This is a genomic window from Pseudomonas sp. RC10-4-2, from assembly GCF_050433085.1.
Classification (GTDB): domain Bacteria; phylum Pseudomonadota; class Gammaproteobacteria; order Pseudomonadales; family Pseudomonadaceae; genus Pseudomonas; species Pseudomonas aeruginosa.
This window is the reverse complement of record NZ_JBNPXX010000005.1, coordinates 431,417-449,251: the sequence shown is the minus strand read 5'-3', so window position 1 is coordinate 449,251 and position 17,835 is coordinate 431,417. Positions and strand designations below refer to the sequence as shown.

General features: G+C 65.5%; 18 protein-coding genes. 12 read left to right on the top strand and 6 right to left on the bottom strand.

Going from position 1 to position 17,835, the window contains the following annotated elements:
• Nucleotides 1-269 precede the first annotated feature (269 nt).
• Nucleotides 270-3,974: a methionine synthase gene (metH, locus tag FHW81_RS23425; protein ID WP_033980803.1), complete on the top strand. Its 3,705-nt coding sequence runs from the start codon at nt 270-272 to the stop codon at nt 3,972-3,974.
• A 14-nt stretch (nt 3,975-3,988) separates the two neighbouring features.
• The gene (locus tag FHW81_RS23420) at nt 3,989-4,351 is read left to right on the top strand and encodes a YggL family protein (RefSeq protein ID WP_003098191.1); all 363 of its coding nucleotides are present in this window, start codon (nt 3,989-3,991) and stop codon (nt 4,349-4,351) included.
• Between the two features lie 51 nt (nt 4,352-4,402).
• Here the strand turns inward: FHW81_RS23420 and FHW81_RS23415 are convergent, their stop codons facing one another.
• Nucleotides 4,403-4,900: a prolyl-tRNA synthetase associated domain-containing protein gene (locus FHW81_RS23415; RefSeq protein ID WP_003122823.1), complete on the bottom strand. Its 498-nt coding sequence runs from the start codon at nt 4,898-4,900 to the stop codon at nt 4,403-4,405.
• A gap of 13 nt (nt 4,901-4,913) precedes the next feature.
• Nucleotides 4,914-5,276, bottom strand: coding sequence for a DUF1883 domain-containing protein (locus FHW81_RS23410; protein ID WP_003122824.1), 363 nt, complete (start codon nt 5,274-5,276; stop codon nt 4,914-4,916).
• Between the two features lie 37 nt (nt 5,277-5,313).
• Here FHW81_RS23410 and FHW81_RS23405 point away from each other — a divergent pair, with 37 nt between their 5' ends.
• The 4 genes from FHW81_RS23405 to FHW81_RS23390 all read left to right on the top strand — a co-directional run bounded on the left by FHW81_RS23405 (nt 5,314) and on the right by FHW81_RS23390 (nt 9,196).
• Nucleotides 5,314-6,354 carry an RNA methyltransferase gene (locus FHW81_RS23405; protein ID WP_003122825.1) on the top strand — a complete coding sequence of 347 codons (1,041 nt, stop codon included), beginning with the start codon at nt 5,314-5,316 and terminating at the stop codon, nt 6,352-6,354.
• A gap of 64 nt (nt 6,355-6,418) precedes the next feature.
• Nucleotides 6,419-6,646 (top strand): DUF2970 domain-containing protein, encoded by a 228-nt coding sequence (locus FHW81_RS23400; protein WP_003088007.1) that lies wholly within the window; start codon nt 6,419-6,421, stop codon nt 6,644-6,646.
• A gap of 410 nt (nt 6,647-7,056) precedes the next feature.
• Entirely contained in the window at nt 7,057-8,715 is a 1,659-nt protein-coding gene (locus FHW81_RS23395) for a nitrite/sulfite reductase (protein ID WP_003088004.1), read from the top strand.
• The gene (locus FHW81_RS23390) at nt 8,699-9,196 is read left to right on the top strand and encodes a DUF934 domain-containing protein (protein ID WP_003088003.1); all 498 of its coding nucleotides are present in this window, start codon (nt 8,699-8,701) and stop codon (nt 9,194-9,196) included. Before FHW81_RS23395 ends, FHW81_RS23390 begins: the two co-directional genes overlap by 17 nt.
• A 64-nt stretch (nt 9,197-9,260) precedes the next feature.
• Here FHW81_RS23390 and FHW81_RS23385 read toward each other — a convergent pair whose 3' ends face one another.
• Complete coding sequence (locus tag FHW81_RS23385; protein ID WP_003098179.1) at nt 9,261-9,842, bottom strand: TetR/AcrR family transcriptional regulator; 582 nt, start codon at nt 9,840-9,842, stop codon at nt 9,261-9,263.
• Between the two features lie 122 nt (nt 9,843-9,964).
• Between FHW81_RS23385 and FHW81_RS23380 the strand changes: the two genes are divergently transcribed.
• Both FHW81_RS23380 and FHW81_RS23375 read left to right on the top strand, forming a co-directional pair.
• The gene (locus FHW81_RS23380) at nt 9,965-10,402 is read left to right on the top strand and encodes a hotdog fold domain-containing protein (RefSeq protein ID WP_003098177.1); all 438 of its coding nucleotides are present in this window, start codon (nt 9,965-9,967) and stop codon (nt 10,400-10,402) included.
• 94 nt (nt 10,403-10,496) lie between these two features.
• A complete protein-coding gene (locus FHW81_RS23375) occupies nt 10,497-11,372 on the top strand; it encodes an alpha/beta hydrolase family protein (RefSeq protein ID WP_003117684.1) in 876 nt (291 codons plus the stop codon).
• Here the strand turns inward: FHW81_RS23375 and FHW81_RS23370 are convergent.
• On the bottom strand, nt 11,359-12,351 hold the full coding sequence (locus FHW81_RS23370; RefSeq protein ID WP_003087998.1) for a YhdH/YhfP family quinone oxidoreductase: 993 nt from the start codon (nt 12,349-12,351) through the stop codon (nt 11,359-11,361). The genes FHW81_RS23375 and FHW81_RS23370 overlap by 14 nt on opposite strands.
• Nucleotides 12,352-12,409: 58 nt before the next feature.
• Nucleotides 12,410-13,435 (bottom strand): protease SohB, encoded by a 1,026-nt coding sequence (sohB, locus tag FHW81_RS23365; RefSeq protein ID WP_003087997.1) that lies wholly within the window; start codon nt 13,433-13,435, stop codon nt 12,410-12,412.
• Between the two features lie 233 nt (nt 13,436-13,668).
• Between sohB and FHW81_RS23360 the strand changes: the two genes are divergently transcribed.
• From FHW81_RS23360 to FHW81_RS23345, 4 genes are all read left to right on the top strand, one after another.
• Complete coding sequence (locus FHW81_RS23360; protein ID WP_034054384.1) at nt 13,669-14,379, top strand: histidine phosphatase family protein; 711 nt, start codon at nt 13,669-13,671, stop codon at nt 14,377-14,379.
• Between the two features lie 60 nt (nt 14,380-14,439).
• The gene (locus tag FHW81_RS23355; RefSeq protein WP_003087993.1) at nt 14,440-14,754 is read left to right on the top strand and encodes an SCP2 sterol-binding domain-containing protein; all 315 of its coding nucleotides are present in this window, start codon (nt 14,440-14,442) and stop codon (nt 14,752-14,754) included.
• 257 nt (nt 14,755-15,011) lie between these two features.
• A complete protein-coding gene (locus tag FHW81_RS23350; protein WP_003098170.1) occupies nt 15,012-16,082 on the top strand; it encodes a phosphotransferase family protein in 1,071 nt (356 codons plus the stop codon).
• A gap of 24 nt (nt 16,083-16,106) precedes the next feature.
• Nucleotides 16,107-16,874 carry an SDR family oxidoreductase gene (locus FHW81_RS23345; protein WP_003087987.1) on the top strand — a complete coding sequence of 256 codons (768 nt, stop codon included), beginning with the start codon at nt 16,107-16,109 and terminating at the stop codon, nt 16,872-16,874.
• A gap of 160 nt (nt 16,875-17,034) precedes the next feature.
• Here FHW81_RS23345 and FHW81_RS23340 read toward each other — a convergent pair whose 3' ends face one another.
• Nucleotides 17,035-17,796: an SDR family NAD(P)-dependent oxidoreductase gene (locus FHW81_RS23340; protein WP_023081788.1), complete on the bottom strand. Its 762-nt coding sequence runs from the start codon at nt 17,794-17,796 to the stop codon at nt 17,035-17,037.
• Nucleotides 17,797-17,835 lie beyond the last annotated feature (39 nt).

Below are 17,835 nucleotides of genomic sequence, written 5' to 3'. Positions count from 1 at the left end.
GCCGTGCTGCGAATGAGCCAGACTCATTCGCAGCACGATTCCCCACGAGCATCCCGACTCCACTCGCCCGTCCCTTCGCCGCCCGCCTGCGCACTCCGACCTCCGCATTCCGCCCGTATGCTGCGACAAAACGGCGCCAGGGATTTTTCCGGCCCGCGAATGAACATCCTTCAACTTGAATGAAATTCATGGTCCGACCACCCCCGGCCGGAAAGCCCCTGCCTTTGTTATGCTTTTCACCTTTCCGCCCACTGACGCCAGGTCCATCCATGTCCAGCCCGCTCACCGATCGCAGCGCCCGCCTGCAAGCCCTCCAGCACGCCCTCAGGGAACGTATCCTGATCCTCGATGGCGGCATGGGCACCATGATCCAGAGCTACAAGCTGGAAGAGGCCGACTACCGCGGCGAGCGCTTCGCCGACTGGCCGAGCGACGTGAAAGGCAACAACGACCTCTTGCTGCTGAGCCGCCCGGACGTGATCCAGGCCATCGAGAAGGCCTACCTCGACGCCGGCGCCGACATCCTCGAGACCAACACCTTCAACGCCACCCAGGTGTCCCAGGCCGACTACGGCATGCAGTCGCTGGCCTACGAACTCAACGTCGAAGGGGCGCGCCTGGCCCGCCAGGTGGCGGACGCGAAGACCGCCGAGACCCCGGACAAGCCGCGCTTCGTCGCCGGCGTGCTCGGCCCGACCAGCCGCACCTGCTCGATTTCCCCGGACGTGAACAACCCCGGCTACCGCAACGTCACCTTCGACGAACTGGTGGAGAACTACGTCGAGGCGACCCGCGGCCTGATCGAAGGCGGCGCCGACCTGATCCTGATCGAGACCATCTTCGACACCCTCAACGCCAAGGCGGCGATCTTCGCCGTCCAGGGCGTGTTCGAGGAACTCGGCGTGGAGCTGCCGATCATGATCTCCGGAACCATCACCGACGCCTCCGGCCGCACCCTGTCGGGCCAGACCACCGAGGCCTTCTGGAACTCGGTGCGGCATGCCCGGCCGATCTCGGTAGGCCTGAACTGCGCCCTCGGCGCCAAGGAATTGCGGCCGTACATCGAGGAACTGTCGACCAAGGCCGACACTCATGTCTCGGCCCACCCCAACGCCGGCCTGCCGAACGCCTTCGGCGAATACGACGAATCGCCGGCGGAAATGGCCGTGGTGGTCGAGGAATTCGCCGCCGCCGGCTTCCTCAATATCGTCGGCGGCTGCTGCGGCACCACCCCGGCGCACATCGAGGCGATCGCCAAGGCAGTGGCCAAGTACCCGCCGCGGGCCATCCCGGAGATTCCCCGGGCCTGTCGCCTGTCCGGCCTGGAGCCGTTCACCATCGACCGCAGCTCGCTGTTCGTCAACGTCGGCGAGCGCACCAACATCACCGGTTCGGCCAAGTTCGCCCGGCTGATCCGCGAGGAAAACTACGCGGAAGCTCTCGAGGTCGCCCAGCAGCAGGTGGAAGCCGGCGCCCAGGTGATCGACATCAACATGGACGAAGGCATGCTGGACTCGAAGGCGGCCATGGTCACCTTCCTCAACCTGATCGCCTCCGAGCCCGACATCTCGCGCGTGCCGATCATGATCGACTCCTCCAAGTGGGAAGTGATCGAGGCCGGCCTGAAGTGCATCCAGGGCAAGGGCATCGTCAACTCGATCTCGATGAAGGAAGGCGTCGAGGCCTTCAAGCACCATGCCCGCCTGTGCAAGCGCTACGGCGCCGCGGTGGTGGTGATGGCCTTCGACGAGGACGGCCAGGCCGACACCCAGGCGCGCAAGGAAGAAATCTGCAAGCGCTCCTACGACATCCTGGTCGACGAAGTCGGCTTCCCACCGGAAGACATCATCTTCGATGCGAACATCTTCGCCATCGCCACCGGCATCGAGGAACACAACAACTACGCGGTCGATTTCATCAACGCCTGCGCCTACATCCGCGACCACCTGCCCTACGCCCTGAGCTCGGGCGGGGTGTCCAACGTGTCCTTCTCGTTCCGCGGCAACAACCCGGTACGCGAGGCGATCCACTCGGTGTTCCTCTACTACGCGATCCGCAACGGCCTGACCATGGGCATCGTCAACGCCGGCCAGCTGGAAATCTACGACGAGATTCCGAAAGCGCTGCGCGACCGGGTCGAGGACGTGGTGCTCAACCGCACGCCCGAGGCCACCGAGGCCCTGCTGGCGATCGCCGACGACTACAAGGGCGGCGGCGCGGTCAAGGAGGCCGAGGACGAGGAATGGCGCAGCTACAGTGTCGAGAAGCGCCTCGAGCATGCGCTGGTCAAGGGCATCACCACCTGGATCGTCGAGGACACCGAGGAATGCCGCCAGCAGTGTGCGCGTCCCATCGAGGTCATCGAAGGTCCGCTGATGTCCGGGATGAACGTGGTCGGCGACCTGTTCGGCGCCGGCAAGATGTTCCTCCCGCAGGTGGTCAAGTCCGCGCGAGTGATGAAACAGGCGGTGGCCCACCTGATTCCCTTCATCGAGGCGGAGAAAGGCGACAAGCCGGAAGCCAAGGGCAAGATCCTGATGGCCACGGTGAAGGGCGACGTGCACGACATCGGCAAGAACATCGTCGGCGTGGTGCTCGGCTGCAACGGCTATGACGTGGTCGACCTCGGCGTGATGGTGCCGGCGGAGAAGATCCTGCAGACCGCCATCGCCGAGAAATGCGACATCATCGGCCTGTCTGGCCTGATCACGCCGTCGCTGGACGAGATGGTCCATGTCGCCAAGGAAATGCAGCGGCAGAATTTCCAGTTGCCGCTGATGATCGGCGGCGCCACTACCTCGAAGGCGCATACCGCGGTGAAGATCGATCCGCAGTACAGCAACGACGCGGTGGTCTACGTCACCGACGCCTCGCGCGCGGTAGGCGTGGCTACCAGCCTGCTGTCCAAGGAGCTGAAGGCCGACTACGTGGCCCGCACCCGCGCCGACTACGCGGTGGTCCGCGAACGCACGGCCAACCGCAGCGCCCGCACCGAGCGGCTGAGCTACGAACAGGCGATCGCCAACAAGCCGGCGTTCGACTGGGCCGGCTACCAGGCGCCGACGCCTTCCTTCACCGGCGTCAGGGTGCTCGACGAGATCGACCTCGCGGTGCTCGCCGAGTACATCGACTGGACGCCGTTCTTCATTTCCTGGGACCTGGCCGGCAAGTACCCGCGCATCCTCACCGACGAGGTGGTCGGCGAGGCCGCCACCTCGTTGTTCAACGACGCCCAGGCGATGCTGAAGAAGCTGATCGACGAGAAGCTGATCAAGGCCCGTGCGGTGTTCGGCTTCTGGCCGGCCAACCAGGTCGAGCACGACGACTTGGAGGTCTACGGCGCCGATGGCGAGACCCTCGCCACCCTGCACCACCTGCGGCAGCAGACGATCAAGCCGGACGGCAAGCCGAACCTGTCGCTGGCCGATTTCGTCGCGCCGAAGGAAAGCGGCGTGCGCGACTACATCGGCGGCTTCATCACCACCGCCGGGATCGGCGCCGAGGGAGTGGCCAAGGCGTACGAAGCCAAGGGCGACGACTACAACAGCATCATGGTCAAGGCGCTCGCCGACCGCCTCGCCGAAGCCTGCGCCGAGTGGCTGCACGAGCGGGTGCGCAAGGAGTACTGGGGCTACGCCCGCGACGAACACCTCGACAACGAGGCCTTGATCAAGGAGCAATACGTCGGCATCCGCCCGGCACCGGGCTACCCGGCCTGCCCCGACCATACCGAGAAAGGCACTCTGTTCGAACTGCTCGATCCGCAGGGCCTGTCCGGCGTCAGCCTGACCGAGCACTACGCGATGTTCCCGGCCGCGGCGGTCAGCGGTTGGTATTTCGCCCACCCGCAGGCGCAGTACTTCGCGGTCGGCAAGATCGACAAGGACCAGGTGGAACGCTACAGCCAGCGCAAGGGCCAGGAAGCCAGCGTCAGCGAGCGCTGGCTGGCGCCGAACCTTGGCTACGATGACTGACCAGGAAGGCGACGATGAAATTCCTCACTCCCGAGCAGATGGAAAAGCCGCGCAAGCGCCGCCTGCGCAAGAAACTGCGCCTGGGCGAGTTCCAGGAGTTCGGCTTCAGCTTCGAACTGACCTACGACCGCAACGCCCTCTCCCACGACGATGCGCTGGACCATCTGATCGACTTCGTCGAGGCCCAGGGCTGGGTGTTCGGCGGTGGCGGCTCGCCGGAACAGGCGGAGATCAGCGGCTACCTGTGCCTGGCGCGGGTCGGCAGCCTGGACGAGGCGGACCGGGAAAGCGCCCGCCTGTGGCTGGAAGCCCAACCCTGGTGCAAGACCTTCGAGGTCGGCCCGTTGAGCGACTGCTGGCACAACTTCTTCGAGTGAAACCGGCGCCGGCATGACCTGGCCTGGCGCCGGCAGGCGCGAAGCTGCGACCTACACCCGGATCAGGCGCGGTTCATGCCCCGTGTGGGCGAGGAAAGCCAGCAGGTCTGCGTAGCGGATGCACTCGGTGGCGGTATTCACCAACGGGTGGAAACCGAGCAACTGGTCCTGGCGGATGGCATCGTCGAGCAACACCTCGACCCTGTGCTGCGGATCGTTGACCAGCGCGAAAGGCGTCACGCAGCCCAGTTCAACGCCGAGGTATTCGCGCAGGCGCTCGACCGAGGCGAACGACAGGCGGCTTTCGCCGATCTGTTCGGCGATGCCCGGCAGGTCGGCCTCCTTGCGCTCGTCGAGCAGCACCAGGTAGTGGCGAGTACCCTTGCGGTTGCGCAGGAACAGGTTCTTGATGCCCTGGTCGGGCAATTCGATGCCCTGCGCGTAATATTCCTCGATGGAGGCGATCGCGGGATGCTCGACCCGCTGGCTGTCGATGGCCAGCTCGCGGAGCAACGCCAGAAGCGCCTGCTCGTCCATTTTCGCACTCATGGGACGCGCGCCCTCAGGTGAACTGCGAACCGGAACGGCGCACGAACTTGATCGACCACTTGAAGTTCGGCTTGCGCGTCACGCTGATCGGGCGCCGGGTCACGGTATCGATGGTGATGTTCCAGAACCCGGTGCTGGGCACCTTGATCTTCGCCGGGAAGCGGTCGAAGGCGCCGCCATGGTAGCTATGCCGCCCGCCATTCTTGAAACTGCGGAAATTGGCGTCGTTCATCAGGCGGATATTGCATTGCTGCGAGCACTCGATGACCACGATGTCGTCTTCGTTGAGGTGTTCGCGCTGGTGGACGAATTTCATGGAACGGTTCCGTTGCTGCGGTGGAGCGGAGCGCAACGATAGCACGTCGGCGCCGGCCATACCGCCTCATGACGGGCAATGGTAGGATGCGCGCCCCATGCGTAGCCAAGACCTCCACCAGCGCCTCGCCGATCTCGGCGCCAAGCCCCTGCATTGCGGGAGGATCGTCCGCGCCTGGCTGCAGGGCCGCGCCCTCGATGCCTGCACCGCCCGCCAGCGGGCCGAGGACTTCCTGCCGCTGGGCGTACGCCATGGTCTGCCCCAGGTAGCAGCGGAACTGGAAGGCATCGCCCGCCTGCACAGCGAGCATCCGGCGAGCGACGGCTCGTCGCGCCTGCTGGTGGAACTGGCCGACCGGCAGATGGTGGAAAGCGTGCTGCTGCCGCGCGGTGGGCTGTGCGTCTCGACCCAGGTCGGCTGCGCGGTCGGCTGCGTGTTCTGCATGACCGGCCGCAGCGGCCTGCTGCGCCAGGTCGGCAGCCTGGAGATGGTCGCCCAGGTGGTCCTGGCGCGCCGTCGGCGAGCGGTGAAGAAAGTGGTGTTCATGGGCATGGGCGAGCCGGCGCACAACCTCGACAACGTCCTCGAAGCCATCGACCTGCTCGGCACCGATGGCGGCATCGGCCACAAGAACCTGGTGTTCTCCACCGTCGGCGATCCCCGCGTGTTCGAGCGCCTGCCCCGGCAACGGGTGAAGCCCGCCCTCGCCCTGTCCCTGCACAGCACCCGCGCCGAACTGCGCCGGCAACTGTTGCCCAAGGCGCCGCCGCTGAGCCCGGAAGAACTGGTGGAAGCCGGCGAGGCCTACGCCCGCCGGGTCGACTATCCGATCCAGTACCAATGGACCCTGCTCGAAGGGATCAACGACAGCCTGGAGGAAATGGACGGCATCCTGCGCCTGCTCAAGGGCCGCTTCGCGGTGATGAACCTGATCCCCTACAACAGCATGGACGGCGACGCCTACCGGCGCCCGAGCGGGGAGCGGATCGTCGAGCTGGTGCGCTACCTGCACAGCCGCGGCGTGCTGACCAAGGTGCGCAACTCGGCCGGCCAGGACATCGACGGCGGCTGCGGGCAACTGCGCGCCAGGGCCACGCAGGGCACGGTGGAACGGCGCATCCCCGCCCGCCAGGCCTGAAGCCACCCTCCTCCCGCCAAGGGTCTAGACTCTCAGGGCAGGTATGGAAAAGGGAGGACCACCGATGGGTATCGAGACGGAAGAACCGAACCAGAAGCCGCCGACCTTCTGGCAGATGCTGCATAGCGTGATGGCTGCCGCCTTCGGCGTACAGAGCGGGCGAAACCGCGCCCGCGACTTCAGCCACGGCAAGCCCGTGCACTTCATCATGCTGGGCCTGCTCTTCACCCTGGTGTTCGTGCTGTTGCTGGCCGGGATAGTGAAACTGGTGCTGAGCCTCAGCGGCCTGTGACCTCTGCGCCGCCGAGGCGGGCTTTCACTGGTGGCTGACCCAGAACACCGCGGTAGCCACCACCAGCAGGATCAGGACGAAGGCCGCGCGGGCGTCGACCACGCTGTCGCGGTTTTCCTGGGTTTTGCTCGGCTCGCTCATGACTCCCCCTGTTTCTTGTGGGTATCGGGACGAAGACATCGAAAGGCACTCTCCAGTTAAGACCAGCGCCGCCCATCGCTCAAGAAAGGCGCCGTTGCGAAGCGGTTATGCTTGCCTGGCGACTTAGTCTTTTTGGTTCTTACCATATACTCAAACATCACTTTTACGCATAAATATGAACTGGTATCGTGCGCCCACTCCGCGTGGAGCGCGTAGCCGTGCGCGCTGGTTAACGCAGTAAGCCGCATAGCCTGACAGCAGGAATATTCATGTACGTATACGACGAGTACGACCAACGGATCGTCGAGGACCGCGTCAAGCAGTTCCGCGACCAGACCCGCCGTTACCTGGCGGGTGAATTGACCGGTGAGGAGTTCCGCCCGCTGCGCCTGCAGAACGGTCTCTACATCCAGCGCTATGCCCCGATGCTGCGCATCGCCGTTCCCTATGGCCTGCTCTCCTCGCGCCAACTGCGCAAGCTGGCGCAGATCGCCCGCGACTACGACAAGGGCTACGCCCACATCAGCACCCGGCAGAACGTGCAGTTCAACTGGCCGGAGCTGGAAGACGTGCCGGAAATCCTCGCCGAACTGGCCACCGTGCAGATGCACGCGATCCAGACCAGCGGCAACTGCATCCGCAACACCACCACCGACCAGTTCGCCGGCGTCGCCCGCGACGAACTGGTGGACCCGCGCCCCTGGTGCGAGATCATCCGCCAATGGTCGACCTTCCACCCCGAGTTCGCCCACCTGCCGCGCAAGTTCAAGATCGCGGTGAACGGCGCGGTGAGCGACCGTGCCGCCATCGAGGTGCACGACATCGGCCTGGAGGCGGTGAAGAACGAGGCCGGCCAGCTCGGCTTCCGCGTCTCGGTCGGCGGCGGCCTGGGCCGGACCCCGATCGTCGGCAGCTTCATCAATGAATTCCTGCCCTGGCAGCACCTGCTCGGCTACCTGGATGCCATCCTGCGCGTCTACAACCGCTATGGCCGGCGCGACAACAAGTACAAGGCGCGGATCAAGATCCTGGTCAAGGCGCTGACCCCGGAAGTCTTCGCCGAGCGCGTCGAGGCCGAATGGGCCAACCTCAAGGACGGACCGAGCACCCTCACCGAGGCGGAAGTCCAGCGCGTCGCCGCGCATTTCGTCGATCCGGCCTACAAGGCCCTCGACGACCTCGATGAATCCCTCGCCCGGCTCGACGCGGAGCACCCCGGCTTCGCCCGCTGGCGCGCACGCAACACCTTCGCCCACAAGAAGCCCGGCTACGTCGCCGTGACGCTCTCGCTGAAGCCCACCGGCACCGCGCCGGGAGACGTCACCGACAAGCAACTGGACGCCATCGCCGATCTCGCCGACCGCTACAGCTTCGGCGAGGTACGCAACAGCCATAACCAGAACATCATCCTCGCCGACGTCGAGCAGGGCGAACTCTTCGCCCTCTGGGGCGAACTCCGCGAACTGGGCTTCGCCACCCCCAACGTCGGCCTGCTGACCGACATCATCTGCTGCCCCGGCGGCGACTTCTGCTCCCTGGCCAACGCCAAGTCGATCCCGATCGCCGAAGCCATCCAGCGCCGCTTCGACAATCTCGACTACCTGTTCGACATCGGCGACATCGACCTGAATATCTCCGGTTGCATGAACGCCTGCGGCCATCACCATGTCGGCCACATCGGCATCCTCGGGGTCGACAAGAAAGGCGCGGAGTTCTACCAGGTCTCCCTCGGCGGCAGCTCGGCGCGCGACGCCAGCCTCGGGCAGATCCTCGGCCCGTCCTTCGCCCAGGAGCAGATGGCCGACGTGATCGACAAGATCATCCAGGTCTACGTGGAACGCCGGACCGAGGAAGAACCCTTCATCGACACCTTCCGCCGTATCGGTATCGACCCGTTCAAGGAGCGCGTATATGCAGCGAATCATTAAGGACCGCCAGGTGGTCGACGACCGCTGGCACTTGCTGCCCAAGGACGCGACCCTGGAAAGCGTGCCCAACAGCGACGACGTGATCATCCCGCTGGCCCTGTGGCTCGAGCACGGCCCGGCCCTGCGCGGCCGCGACGGCGGCCTGGGGGTCTGGCTGGACGCGGACGAGGAGCCGGAAAGCATCGCCGGTGACCTCGACAGGTTCCAGGTGATCGCGGTGAACTTCCCCGCCTTTACCGATGGCCGCGGCTTCAGCAGCGCGCGCCTGCTGCGCGAGCGCTACGGCTACAAGGGCGAGATCCGCGCGATCGGCGACGTGCTGCGCGACCAGCTGTTCTTCATGCGCCGCTGCGGCTTCGACGCCTACGCCATCCGTGCCGACCGCAGCCCGGAAGACGCCCTGGCCAGCCTGGACGACTTCAGCGAGGTCTACCAGACCTCGGTGGAGCAGCCGCTGCCGCTGTTCCGCCGCCGCGGCTGAACCCGGCCCTGACGAAAAAGCCCCGCAGCCGCGGGGCTTTTTCGTTCCCGAGGTCACGGACGCCTCAGGCCGCGCGCACGCTGTCCCAGGCCACCTGCGCCAGCAGTTCGCGACAGTCGGCCAACGCCACCCGGGTTCGCCCGGCCAGCCACTGGCGGGCAAGGTCGTGGGCCGGGCCGATCACCACCGAAGCAAAGCAGTCGTCCGGCATCTCGCGGAACAGGCCCTCGGCCCGATATCCCGCCAGCGCCGCATGGATCCGCGCGAAGTGGGCCTGGTTGTCGGCCCGCAGGCGCTCGCCCAACTCCCCCGCCTCTACCCGCCCGCGGCTGTGCAGGATGAAGCGTGCCCAGTCAGGATTCGCCACGACCCAGTCGATGTAGCTGGTGACCAGCAACCTGACCGTTTCCTCGGCGCTGCGCGCCCTGGCGAAGCCGGCTTCGAGCAACGCCGCGTACTGGCCGATCCCGGCCAGGTACAGTTCGCCATGGATGCGTTCCTTGTTGCCGAAATGGTGGTAGAGGCTACCGATGCTCGCTCCGGAACGGTCGCGGATCATCTCGATGGTGGTGGCGTCTACGCCATGCTCGCTGAAGCAGGCCAGGGCGGCCTGGAGAATCTCGTCTTTGCGGGAAGAACGGCCCATGTCGGTCCTTGTCGTTAATCGTCGAAACGCTGATTAGAATATTTTTCTAGAATAAATTTCTAACCTTCGTATACTGCCCCGGTGCGCACACATCTTCAATCCTGAAACGCCCGGAGTTTTCCATGAGTCAGATGATGCAGATGTACCAGCAGGTCGGCCCGGCCCAGTTCAGCGCCATGATCGGCCAGTTCGCACCCTATTTCGCCAGCATCGCCCCGCAGTTCGTCGAACTGCGTCCCGGCTATGCCGAAGTCACCTTCCCCAAGCGCCGCGAGGTGCTGAACCATATCGGCACGGTGCATGCCATCGCCCTGTGCAATGCCGCCGAACTGGCCGCCGGGACCATGACCGACGCCTCGATTCCCGCCGGCCATCGCTGGATTCCGCGCGGCATGACCGTCGAGTACCTGGCCAAGGCCACTGGCGACGTGCGCGCGGTGGCCGACGGCAGCCAGATCGACTGGCAAGCCACCGGCAACCTGGTGGTGCCGGTGGTCGCCTATGTCGACGACAAGCCGGTATTCCGCGCCGAGATCACCATGTACGTCAGCCAGGCCTGACCGCCAAGGCGCCCCGGCCGTGCTTTCGGCCGGCTGGAGGCGCCCTGGCGGCCAGCTCTATTCTCGAAGCCATGAGCAGACCACGGAGACCGGCATGAACCCTCCGCAACCACGCCTCATCGATAACGGCAACGGCCATCCGCTGGCCAGCCATTGGTACCGGCCTGCCGGGGAGCCGCGCGGCTATCTCCTGATCGTCCCGGCGATGGGAGTGGAACAGCGCTTCTACGCGCCCTTCGCCGCCTGGCTGGCAGAGCGCGGCTACCTGGCCATCACCTTCGACTACCTGGGCATGGGGCAATCGCGCAACGGCTCGCTGCGCGGTCTCGAGGTCGATGTGCTGGGCTGGGCCCGTCATGACTGCAGCGCCATGCTCGCCGCCGCGCTCGCCGAGAGCGGGAGCAAGCCCCTGTACTGGATCGGCCATAGCCTGGGCGGCCAGATCCTGCCCTTCGTCGAAGGGCGCGAGCGTATCGATAGGGTCTTCAGCATCGCCAGCGGCAGTGGCTACTGGAAGGAAAACAGCCCGCGGTTGCGCAACAAGGTCTGGTTGTTCTGGTACCTCGTCGCGCCCCTGCTGACGCCGCTGCTCGGCTATTTTCCCGGGCGCCGCCTGGGCATGGTCGGCGACCTGCCGCGCGGGGTGATCGAACAATGGCGACGCTGGTGCCTGCATCCGCAGTACGCCCTCGCGGATGGCGAGGCCATCCGCCGCGCCTTCTCCGCCGTACGCACGCCCATCGTGTCGCTGTCGTTCACCGACGATGAAATGATGTCCCGACGCAGCATCGAGTCGCTGCTGGGCTTCTACCGCGAAGCGCCGAAAACCGCCTGGCGCATCGCTCCCGAGGAAATCGGCGCCCGCCACATCGGCCATTTCGGCTTCTTCCGGCCGCAGTTCGCCGAATCGCTATGGGCGGGCTACCTGTTGCCGGAGCTGGGCTCCGGCAACGCCCTCAGCCGAGGTTGACCAGCACCCGGCCGACCAGCTTGCCGGCGAGGATCTGGTTGATCGCCCCCGGCAGCTCTTCGAGGGCGATCTCGCGCGCCACCTCTTCGAGGTTGTCGAGCTTCCATTGCAGCGACAGCTTGTCCCACATGGATGCCTTGACCACCAGCGGCAGCTCCACCGAGTCCACCCCGAGCAGGTTGACCCCGCGCAGGATGAACGGCAGCACCGAGGCCTTGAAGCCGGCGCCGGCGGTCAGGCCGCAGCAGGCGACGCTGCCGCCGTACTGCAACGACTTGACCACGTTGAAGAGGATGTCGCCGCCGACGGTGTCCACCGCGCCGGCCCACTGTTCCTTGAGCAACGGCTTGTCGACGCCATCGGCCACGGTGGCGCGATCGAGGATCTGCTTGGCCCCCAGGCGGTTGAGGAACTCGGCCTGCTCCAGCTTGCCGGTGGCGGCCGCCACGGTGTAGCCGAGCTTGGCCAGCAGTTCCACGGCGATACTGCCGACCCCGCCGCTGGCGCCGGTGACCAGCACCGAGCCATGGTCGGGGCGCAGGCCGCTGCGCTCCAGCTTTTCGACGCAGAGCGCCGCGGTCAGGCCGGCGGTGCCGAGGATCATCGCCTCGCGCAGGCTCAGGCCTTGCGGGCGCTTGATCACCCAGGCCGCGGGCACGCGGATGTACTGGCCGAAACCACCGGCGGTGTTCATGCCCAGGTCGTAGCCGGTGACGATCACCTCGTCGCCGGCCGCGAACTCGGCCACCGAGGACTCGGCGACCACACCGGCGGCATCGATGCCGGGGGTATGCGGGTACTTGCGGGTCACCCCGCGGTTGCCGCTGGCGGACAGCGCATCCTTGTAGTTCAGCGAGGAATACTGCACGCGGATCAGTACGTCGCCCGCCGGCAGGTCGCCGGTATCGCGCTCGACCACCTGCGTTTCGTAAACGCCGTGGGGCGCTTCCGTCACCCACAACGCCTTGAATACAGCCATTTCGACCTCCTCTCGTGAAAACCCTGAAGACAGCGTGTTCGTCCCTGTCGGCGCCGGCCTATTGCCAGAACTTCTGCTGGTTGAGCCGCCCCCACCAGGTCACCAGCACGCGGTCGATAACCACGCTGGCGGCCAGGCCGACGCGTTCCTGCAGGCTCTTGCGCTCGACGAATTGCACCTGGTAGACATCGCGCTCCCTGGCCTGCTCGGCCAGGTACTCGTCGCTGGTCTTGAGTTCGTCCACCAGCAGCTTGCCCAGTGCGGCCTGGCCCAGCCAGACCTCGCCGGTGGCGATCTCGTCCATGTTCAGTTGCGGCCGGTAGTGGGCCACGAAGTTCTTGAACAGTTCGTGGGTCACCTCCAGGTCCTCCTGGAACTTTTCCCGGCCCTTCTCGGTGTTCTCGCCGAATACCGTCAGCGTACGCTTGTATTCGCCGGCGGTAAGCACCTCGAAGTCAATATCGTGCTTCTTCAACAGCCGGTGGACGTTGGGCAACTGCGCCACCACGCCGATCGAGCCGAGGATGGCGAAGGGCGCGGAAAGGATCCGATCGCCGATGCAGGCCATCATGTAGCCGCCGCTGGCCGCCACCTTGTCGACGCACACGGTCAGCGGCACGCCGGCCTGGCGGATGCGCGCCAGTTGCGAGGCCGCCAGGCCGTAGCCATGGACCATGCCACCGCCGCTTTCCAGGCGCAGCACCACCTCGTCGTCCTTGCCCGCCATGCTCAGCACCGCAGTCACTTCGTGGCGCAGTTGCTCGGTAGCCGAGGCCTTGATGTCGCCGTCGAAATCGAGCACGTAGACCCGCGACTTCTGTTCAGGATGTTTCTTCGCCTGCTTCGCCGCCTTGCTCTCCTCCTTGCGCAAGGCCTTGAGGCTGGCCTTGTCGAGGACGCTGTGGCGGACCCGCTCGCGCAGGTCCTTGTAGAAATCGTTGAGCTTCTGCACGTCGAGGTGCCCGCCTGCGCCGCGCCGGCCGCGGCCGCGCAGGGCGACGATCACCACCAGCACCACGATGATCGCCGCCAGCACGGTCACGGTCCTGGCCAGAAAGCCCGCATATTCGGCAATGAACTCCACACAACCCCCTCTCTACTGTTGACGCACCCGTCTACGGGCGACACGATTGCGCAAGCATACCCAGGCCACCGACGGGCGGCCAGCGATGCCACTGCCTGGAAAGCCTTTGCAGGGCGCGCCCGGAGCAGCCGATAAAGGCAGCGAATGACATTCAAACAAGCGTATGTTTTTTCGTTGACAGCCCTGGGTGATCCTCATACCCTCGCGGAACTTTCACCCGCCGAGGTCCGCCCGTGGGCAGCATCTACCTGATTCGACATGGCCAGGCGTCGTTCGGTGCCGACGACTACGACGTGCTGTCGCCGACCGGCATCCGCCAGGCGGAAATCCTCGGCGACCACCTGCTGAACCTCGGCGTCCGTTTCGACCGCGTCCTCAGCGGCGGCTTGCGCCGCCAGCAGCACACCGCCCGCGCCGCCCTCGAACGCCTGGAGTCCTCCGGGCTGGCCACGCCGGAGCTGGAAGTCGATCCGGCGTTCAACGAATTCGAAGCCGACGCGGTGATCCGCACGCACCTGCCGGACCTGCTCGATGAGCAGCCGGAAGCCTTGCACATCCTTCGCCATGCGGCCGAGCATCGGGCCGAGTTCCAGCGCCTGTTCTCCACCATCATCGCGCGCTGGGTTTCCGGCAACCATGAGAAAGATGGGCTGGAAAGCTGGCAGGAATTCCTCGATAAGGTCCATGACGGTCTTCGTCGTCTGCTGGCGCAGGCCAGCGGCAAGGACAGGGTCGCCGTGTTCACCTCCGGCGGTACCATTACCGCCCTGCTCCAACTGATCGTCGGCGTTCCGCCGCTCAAGGCCTTCGAGCTGAACTGGCAGATCGTCAATACCTCGCTGACTCGCCTGAAATTCCGCGGCGAGGAAGTGTCCCTGGCTTCCTTCAACAGTCACGTGCACCTGGAACTGTTGAAGGCGCCGGAACTCATCACCTATCGATGAGCCGGCCTACCGCGACCGTTCCGGTCGCCGAAAAAACCCTAGAAGAAAGGAATAGAACCCATGACCACCGTTGCTGACATCGTCTCCACCATGAAAAGCAAGTTCAACGCCAGCGCGGCCGCCGGCCTGGATCTGGTGTTCCAGTTCAACATCGAAGACGGCGACAACCACTACCTGGTCGTCAAGGACGGTACCTGCGAAGTGGTACAGGGCGACGCCGAGAACCCCAACGTCACCCTGATCATGGACAGCGAAACCCTGAAGGGCATCACCAGCGGCGAGACCGACGGCATGCAGGCCTTCATGGCCGGCAAGCTGCGCGCCGAAGGCGACATGATGCTGGCGATGAAGCTGGGCGAACTGTTCCCGGTCTGACCGTTTCCGGCGCCATGCCAGAAGGAAAACCGGAGTCCCTCGCGGCTCCGGTTTTTTTTCGTCCGGCATTCCTCCAGGCCGACGATCAGGGACCGTGATGGAGCGGCAACACGCTTGCCCATAACGCCCGGCGGCGGCTTGTGAGGGCCGGGACAGGGCATTAGATTAGCCAATTATCGCCGGTCACCATCATTGCGCAGCCTGATGCGCGCACCGGCTCCCGCGGCTCCGCCGTGGCACCACGAGAAGGGAACCCCATGTCGCTGACCGACCAATCCACTCGCATCCGCGCCGGCGAAGAACTCGACGCCGCCGTCATCGACCCGTACCTGAAAGCCCATATCCCCGGCCTCGAAGGCACCCCGAAGATCAGCCAGTTCCCCGGTGGCGCGTCCAACCTGACCTACCTGATCGAGTATCCGCGCCAGGAGTTCGTCCTGCGTCGCCCGCCATTCGGCCACAAGGCCAAGTCGGCCCACGACATGGGCCGCGAATACCGCATCCTGAACCAGTTGAACGCAGGCTTCCCCTACTGCCCGAAAGCCTACCTCTACTGCACCGACGAGTCGGTGATCGGCGCCGAGTTCTACGTCATGGAACGGGTCAAGGGCATCATCCTGCGCGCCGAACTGCCGCCAGAGCTGAATCTCGACGAACAACAGACCCGCAGCCTGTGCAAGAGCTTCATCGACAAGTTCGTCGAACTGCACAACGTCGACTACGCCGCCTGCGGACTGGCCGACCTGGGCCGCCCGGACGGCTACGTGCAGCGCCAGATCGCCGGCTGGACCGACCGCTACGAGAAGGCCCTGACCCCCGACGCGCCGCTCTGGGAACCGGTCAAGGCCTGGCTCAAGGACAAGCAGCCGGCCGATCACCACAAGCCGGGCATCGTGCACAACGACTACCGCTTCGACAACGTGATCCTCGACCCGGAAAACCCGATGCAGATCATCGGCGTGCTGGACTGGGAACTGGCCACCCTCGGCGATCCGCTGATGGACCTCGGCAATACCCTCGCCTACTGGGTGGAAGCCGGCGACCCGGCTCCGGTGCAGCTGACCCGCCGCCAGCCCAGCCACCTGCCGGGCATGCTGACCCGCCGGGAGTTCGCCGACTACTACGCCGAGCGGGCCGGGATCCCACCGATCGACAACCTGGACTTCTACTACACCTATGGCCTGTTCCGTCTTGCCGGTATCGTCCAGCAGATCTACTACCGCTACTACCACGGGCAGACCCAGGACAAGCGTTTCGCCCAGTTCGTGCAGATGAACAAGCTGCTGGAGCAGATGAGCCTGCAGGCCATCGAGCGCTCCCGCCTGTAACCGACCACTACAAGGGGATAGCCCATGTCCAAGACCCACCTGTTCGACCTCGACGGCAAGATCGCCTTCGTTTCCGGCGCCAGCCGCGGCATCGGCGAGGCGATAGCCAAGCTGCTGGCCCAGCAAGGCGCCCACGTGATCGTCTCGAGCCGCAAGATCGATGGCTGCCAGGCGGTCGCCGACGCGATCACCGCGGAGGGCGGCAAGGCCACCGCGATCGCCTGCCACATCGGCGAGATGGAGCAGATCCAGAACGTCTTCGCACAGATCCGCGAGCAGTTCGGCCGCCTCGACATCCTGGTCAACAACGCCGCCACCAACCCGCAGTTCTGCAACGTACTGGAAACCGACCTCGGCGCCTTCCAGAAGACCGTCGACGTCAACATCCGCGGCTACTACTTCATGTCCATCGAGGGCGGCAAGCTGATGAAGGAACACGGCGGCGGCAGCATCATCAACGTGGCCTCGATCAACGGCGTATCGCCCGGCGAGTTCCAGGGCATCTACTCGGTGACCAAGGCCGCCGTGATCAGCATGACCAAGGTCTTCGCCAAGGAATGCGCGCAGTTCGGCATCCGCTGCAACGCCCTCCTGCCAGGGTTGACCGACACCAAGTTCGCTTCGGCGCTGGTGAAGAACGACGCGATCCGCAACCTCGCCCTGCAGCGCATCCCGCTCAAGCGCGTGGCCGAGCCGAGCGAAATGGCAGGCGCCGTACTCTACCTGGCTAGCGAAGCGTCCAGCTACACCACCGGCGTGGCGCTGAACGTCGACGGCGGCTTCCTTTCCTGACGGAACGGCGAACGCGCGAAGAGGGAGCCAGGGCTCCCTCTTTTCATTTCAGGATTGCCAATGCCTCGCACCAGCGCGGGACAGGCGCCCCACGGCTATTCACCTGCGTTCTCGGGTAGCCGGACGAGTACCCCCATAGGCGTTACCCGCCGCTTCCACTTCAGTTGCCGACCCGCCAGCCACCGTTCACCGACACCACCGTTCCGGTGACGAACCCCGCCTCGGGCGAGGCCAGCCAGGCCACCGCCGCGGCGATGTCCTCGACCCGGCCGGTCCTGCCCAGCGGGGTCTCGCCGACGATGGCGGCGACCCGTTGCGGATCGAGGCCGCCGGGAAAGAACCGGGTGTCGGCGATGTAACCCGGCGCCACGCTGTTCACCGTGATCCCGCGCGAACCGAGTTCCCGCGCCAGGGCCACGCCGAAGCCATGCAGGCCGGCCTTGGCTGCCGCATAGCCCAGCGCACCAGGACTGCCGCTACCGGTCTGCGCAGCGATCGATCCGATATGGATGATCCGCCCGCCCTCTTCCGTGAAATGCGGCAACACCGCCAGCGACATGAGGAACGCGCTTTTCAGGTTGCCGTCCAGCAGCGCATCCCATTCCCGCTCGGCCTCAGCCAGCGGAGTGGTGGCGGCGATCTTTCGGGTGAACCCGGCGTTGTTCACCAGCACGTCGAGCCCCTGGAAGGTGTCGCCAACCCAGGCGGCCACCGCCTCGACAGCTTCGCGGCGAGAAAGATCGGCGGCCATCCAGGGCACACCGCCCAACTCGGCGGCAGCGCGTTGCAGGCGCTGGGAATCACGGGCCACCAGGGCGATCCGATAACCCTGTTGCCGAAGGCGCCGGGCGATGGCCAGGCCGATGCCCGACGAGCCGCCGGTGACCAGGGCGGTACGGGGGATTGGAGAATGAGTGTGCATGACGGGCTTCCTCTGTAATGGATGGAACGCCTCGTCTGG

Coding starts and splice junctions, on each gene's coding strand:
- metH (WP_033980803.1), top strand. CDS start 270: ATGTCCAGCCCGCTCACCGATCGCAGCGCCCGCCTGCAAGCCCTCCAG.
- FHW81_RS23420 (WP_003098191.1), top strand. CDS start 3,989: ATGAAATTCCTCACTCCCGAGCAGATGGAAAAGCCGCGCAAGCGCCGC.
- FHW81_RS23415 (WP_003122823.1), bottom strand. CDS start 4,900: ATGAGTGCGAAAATGGACGAGCAGGCGCTTCTGGCGTTGCTCCGCGAG.
- FHW81_RS23410 (WP_003122824.1), bottom strand. CDS start 5,276: ATGGCCGGCGCCGACGTGCTATCGTTGCGCTCCGCTCCACCGCAGCAA.
- FHW81_RS23405 (WP_003122825.1), top strand. CDS start 5,314: ATGCGTAGCCAAGACCTCCACCAGCGCCTCGCCGATCTCGGCGCCAAG.
- FHW81_RS23400 (WP_003088007.1), top strand. CDS start 6,419: ATGGGTATCGAGACGGAAGAACCGAACCAGAAGCCGCCGACCTTCTGG.
- FHW81_RS23395 (WP_003088004.1), top strand. CDS start 7,057: ATGTACGTATACGACGAGTACGACCAACGGATCGTCGAGGACCGCGTC.
- FHW81_RS23390 (WP_003088003.1), top strand. CDS start 8,699: ATGCAGCGAATCATTAAGGACCGCCAGGTGGTCGACGACCGCTGGCAC.
- FHW81_RS23385 (WP_003098179.1), bottom strand. CDS start 9,842: ATGGGCCGTTCTTCCCGCAAAGACGAGATTCTCCAGGCCGCCCTGGCC.
- FHW81_RS23380 (WP_003098177.1), top strand. CDS start 9,965: ATGAGTCAGATGATGCAGATGTACCAGCAGGTCGGCCCGGCCCAGTTC.
- FHW81_RS23375 (WP_003117684.1), top strand. CDS start 10,497: ATGAACCCTCCGCAACCACGCCTCATCGATAACGGCAACGGCCATCCG.
- FHW81_RS23370 (WP_003087998.1), bottom strand. CDS start 12,351: ATGGCTGTATTCAAGGCGTTGTGGGTGACGGAAGCGCCCCACGGCGTT.
- FHW81_RS23355 (WP_003087993.1), top strand. CDS start 14,440: ATGACCACCGTTGCTGACATCGTCTCCACCATGAAAAGCAAGTTCAAC.
- FHW81_RS23350 (WP_003098170.1), top strand. CDS start 15,012: ATGTCGCTGACCGACCAATCCACTCGCATCCGCGCCGGCGAAGAACTC.
- FHW81_RS23345 (WP_003087987.1), top strand. CDS start 16,107: ATGTCCAAGACCCACCTGTTCGACCTCGACGGCAAGATCGCCTTCGTT.
- FHW81_RS23340 (WP_023081788.1), bottom strand. CDS start 17,796: ATGCACACTCATTCTCCAATCCCCCGTACCGCCCTGGTCACCGGCGGC.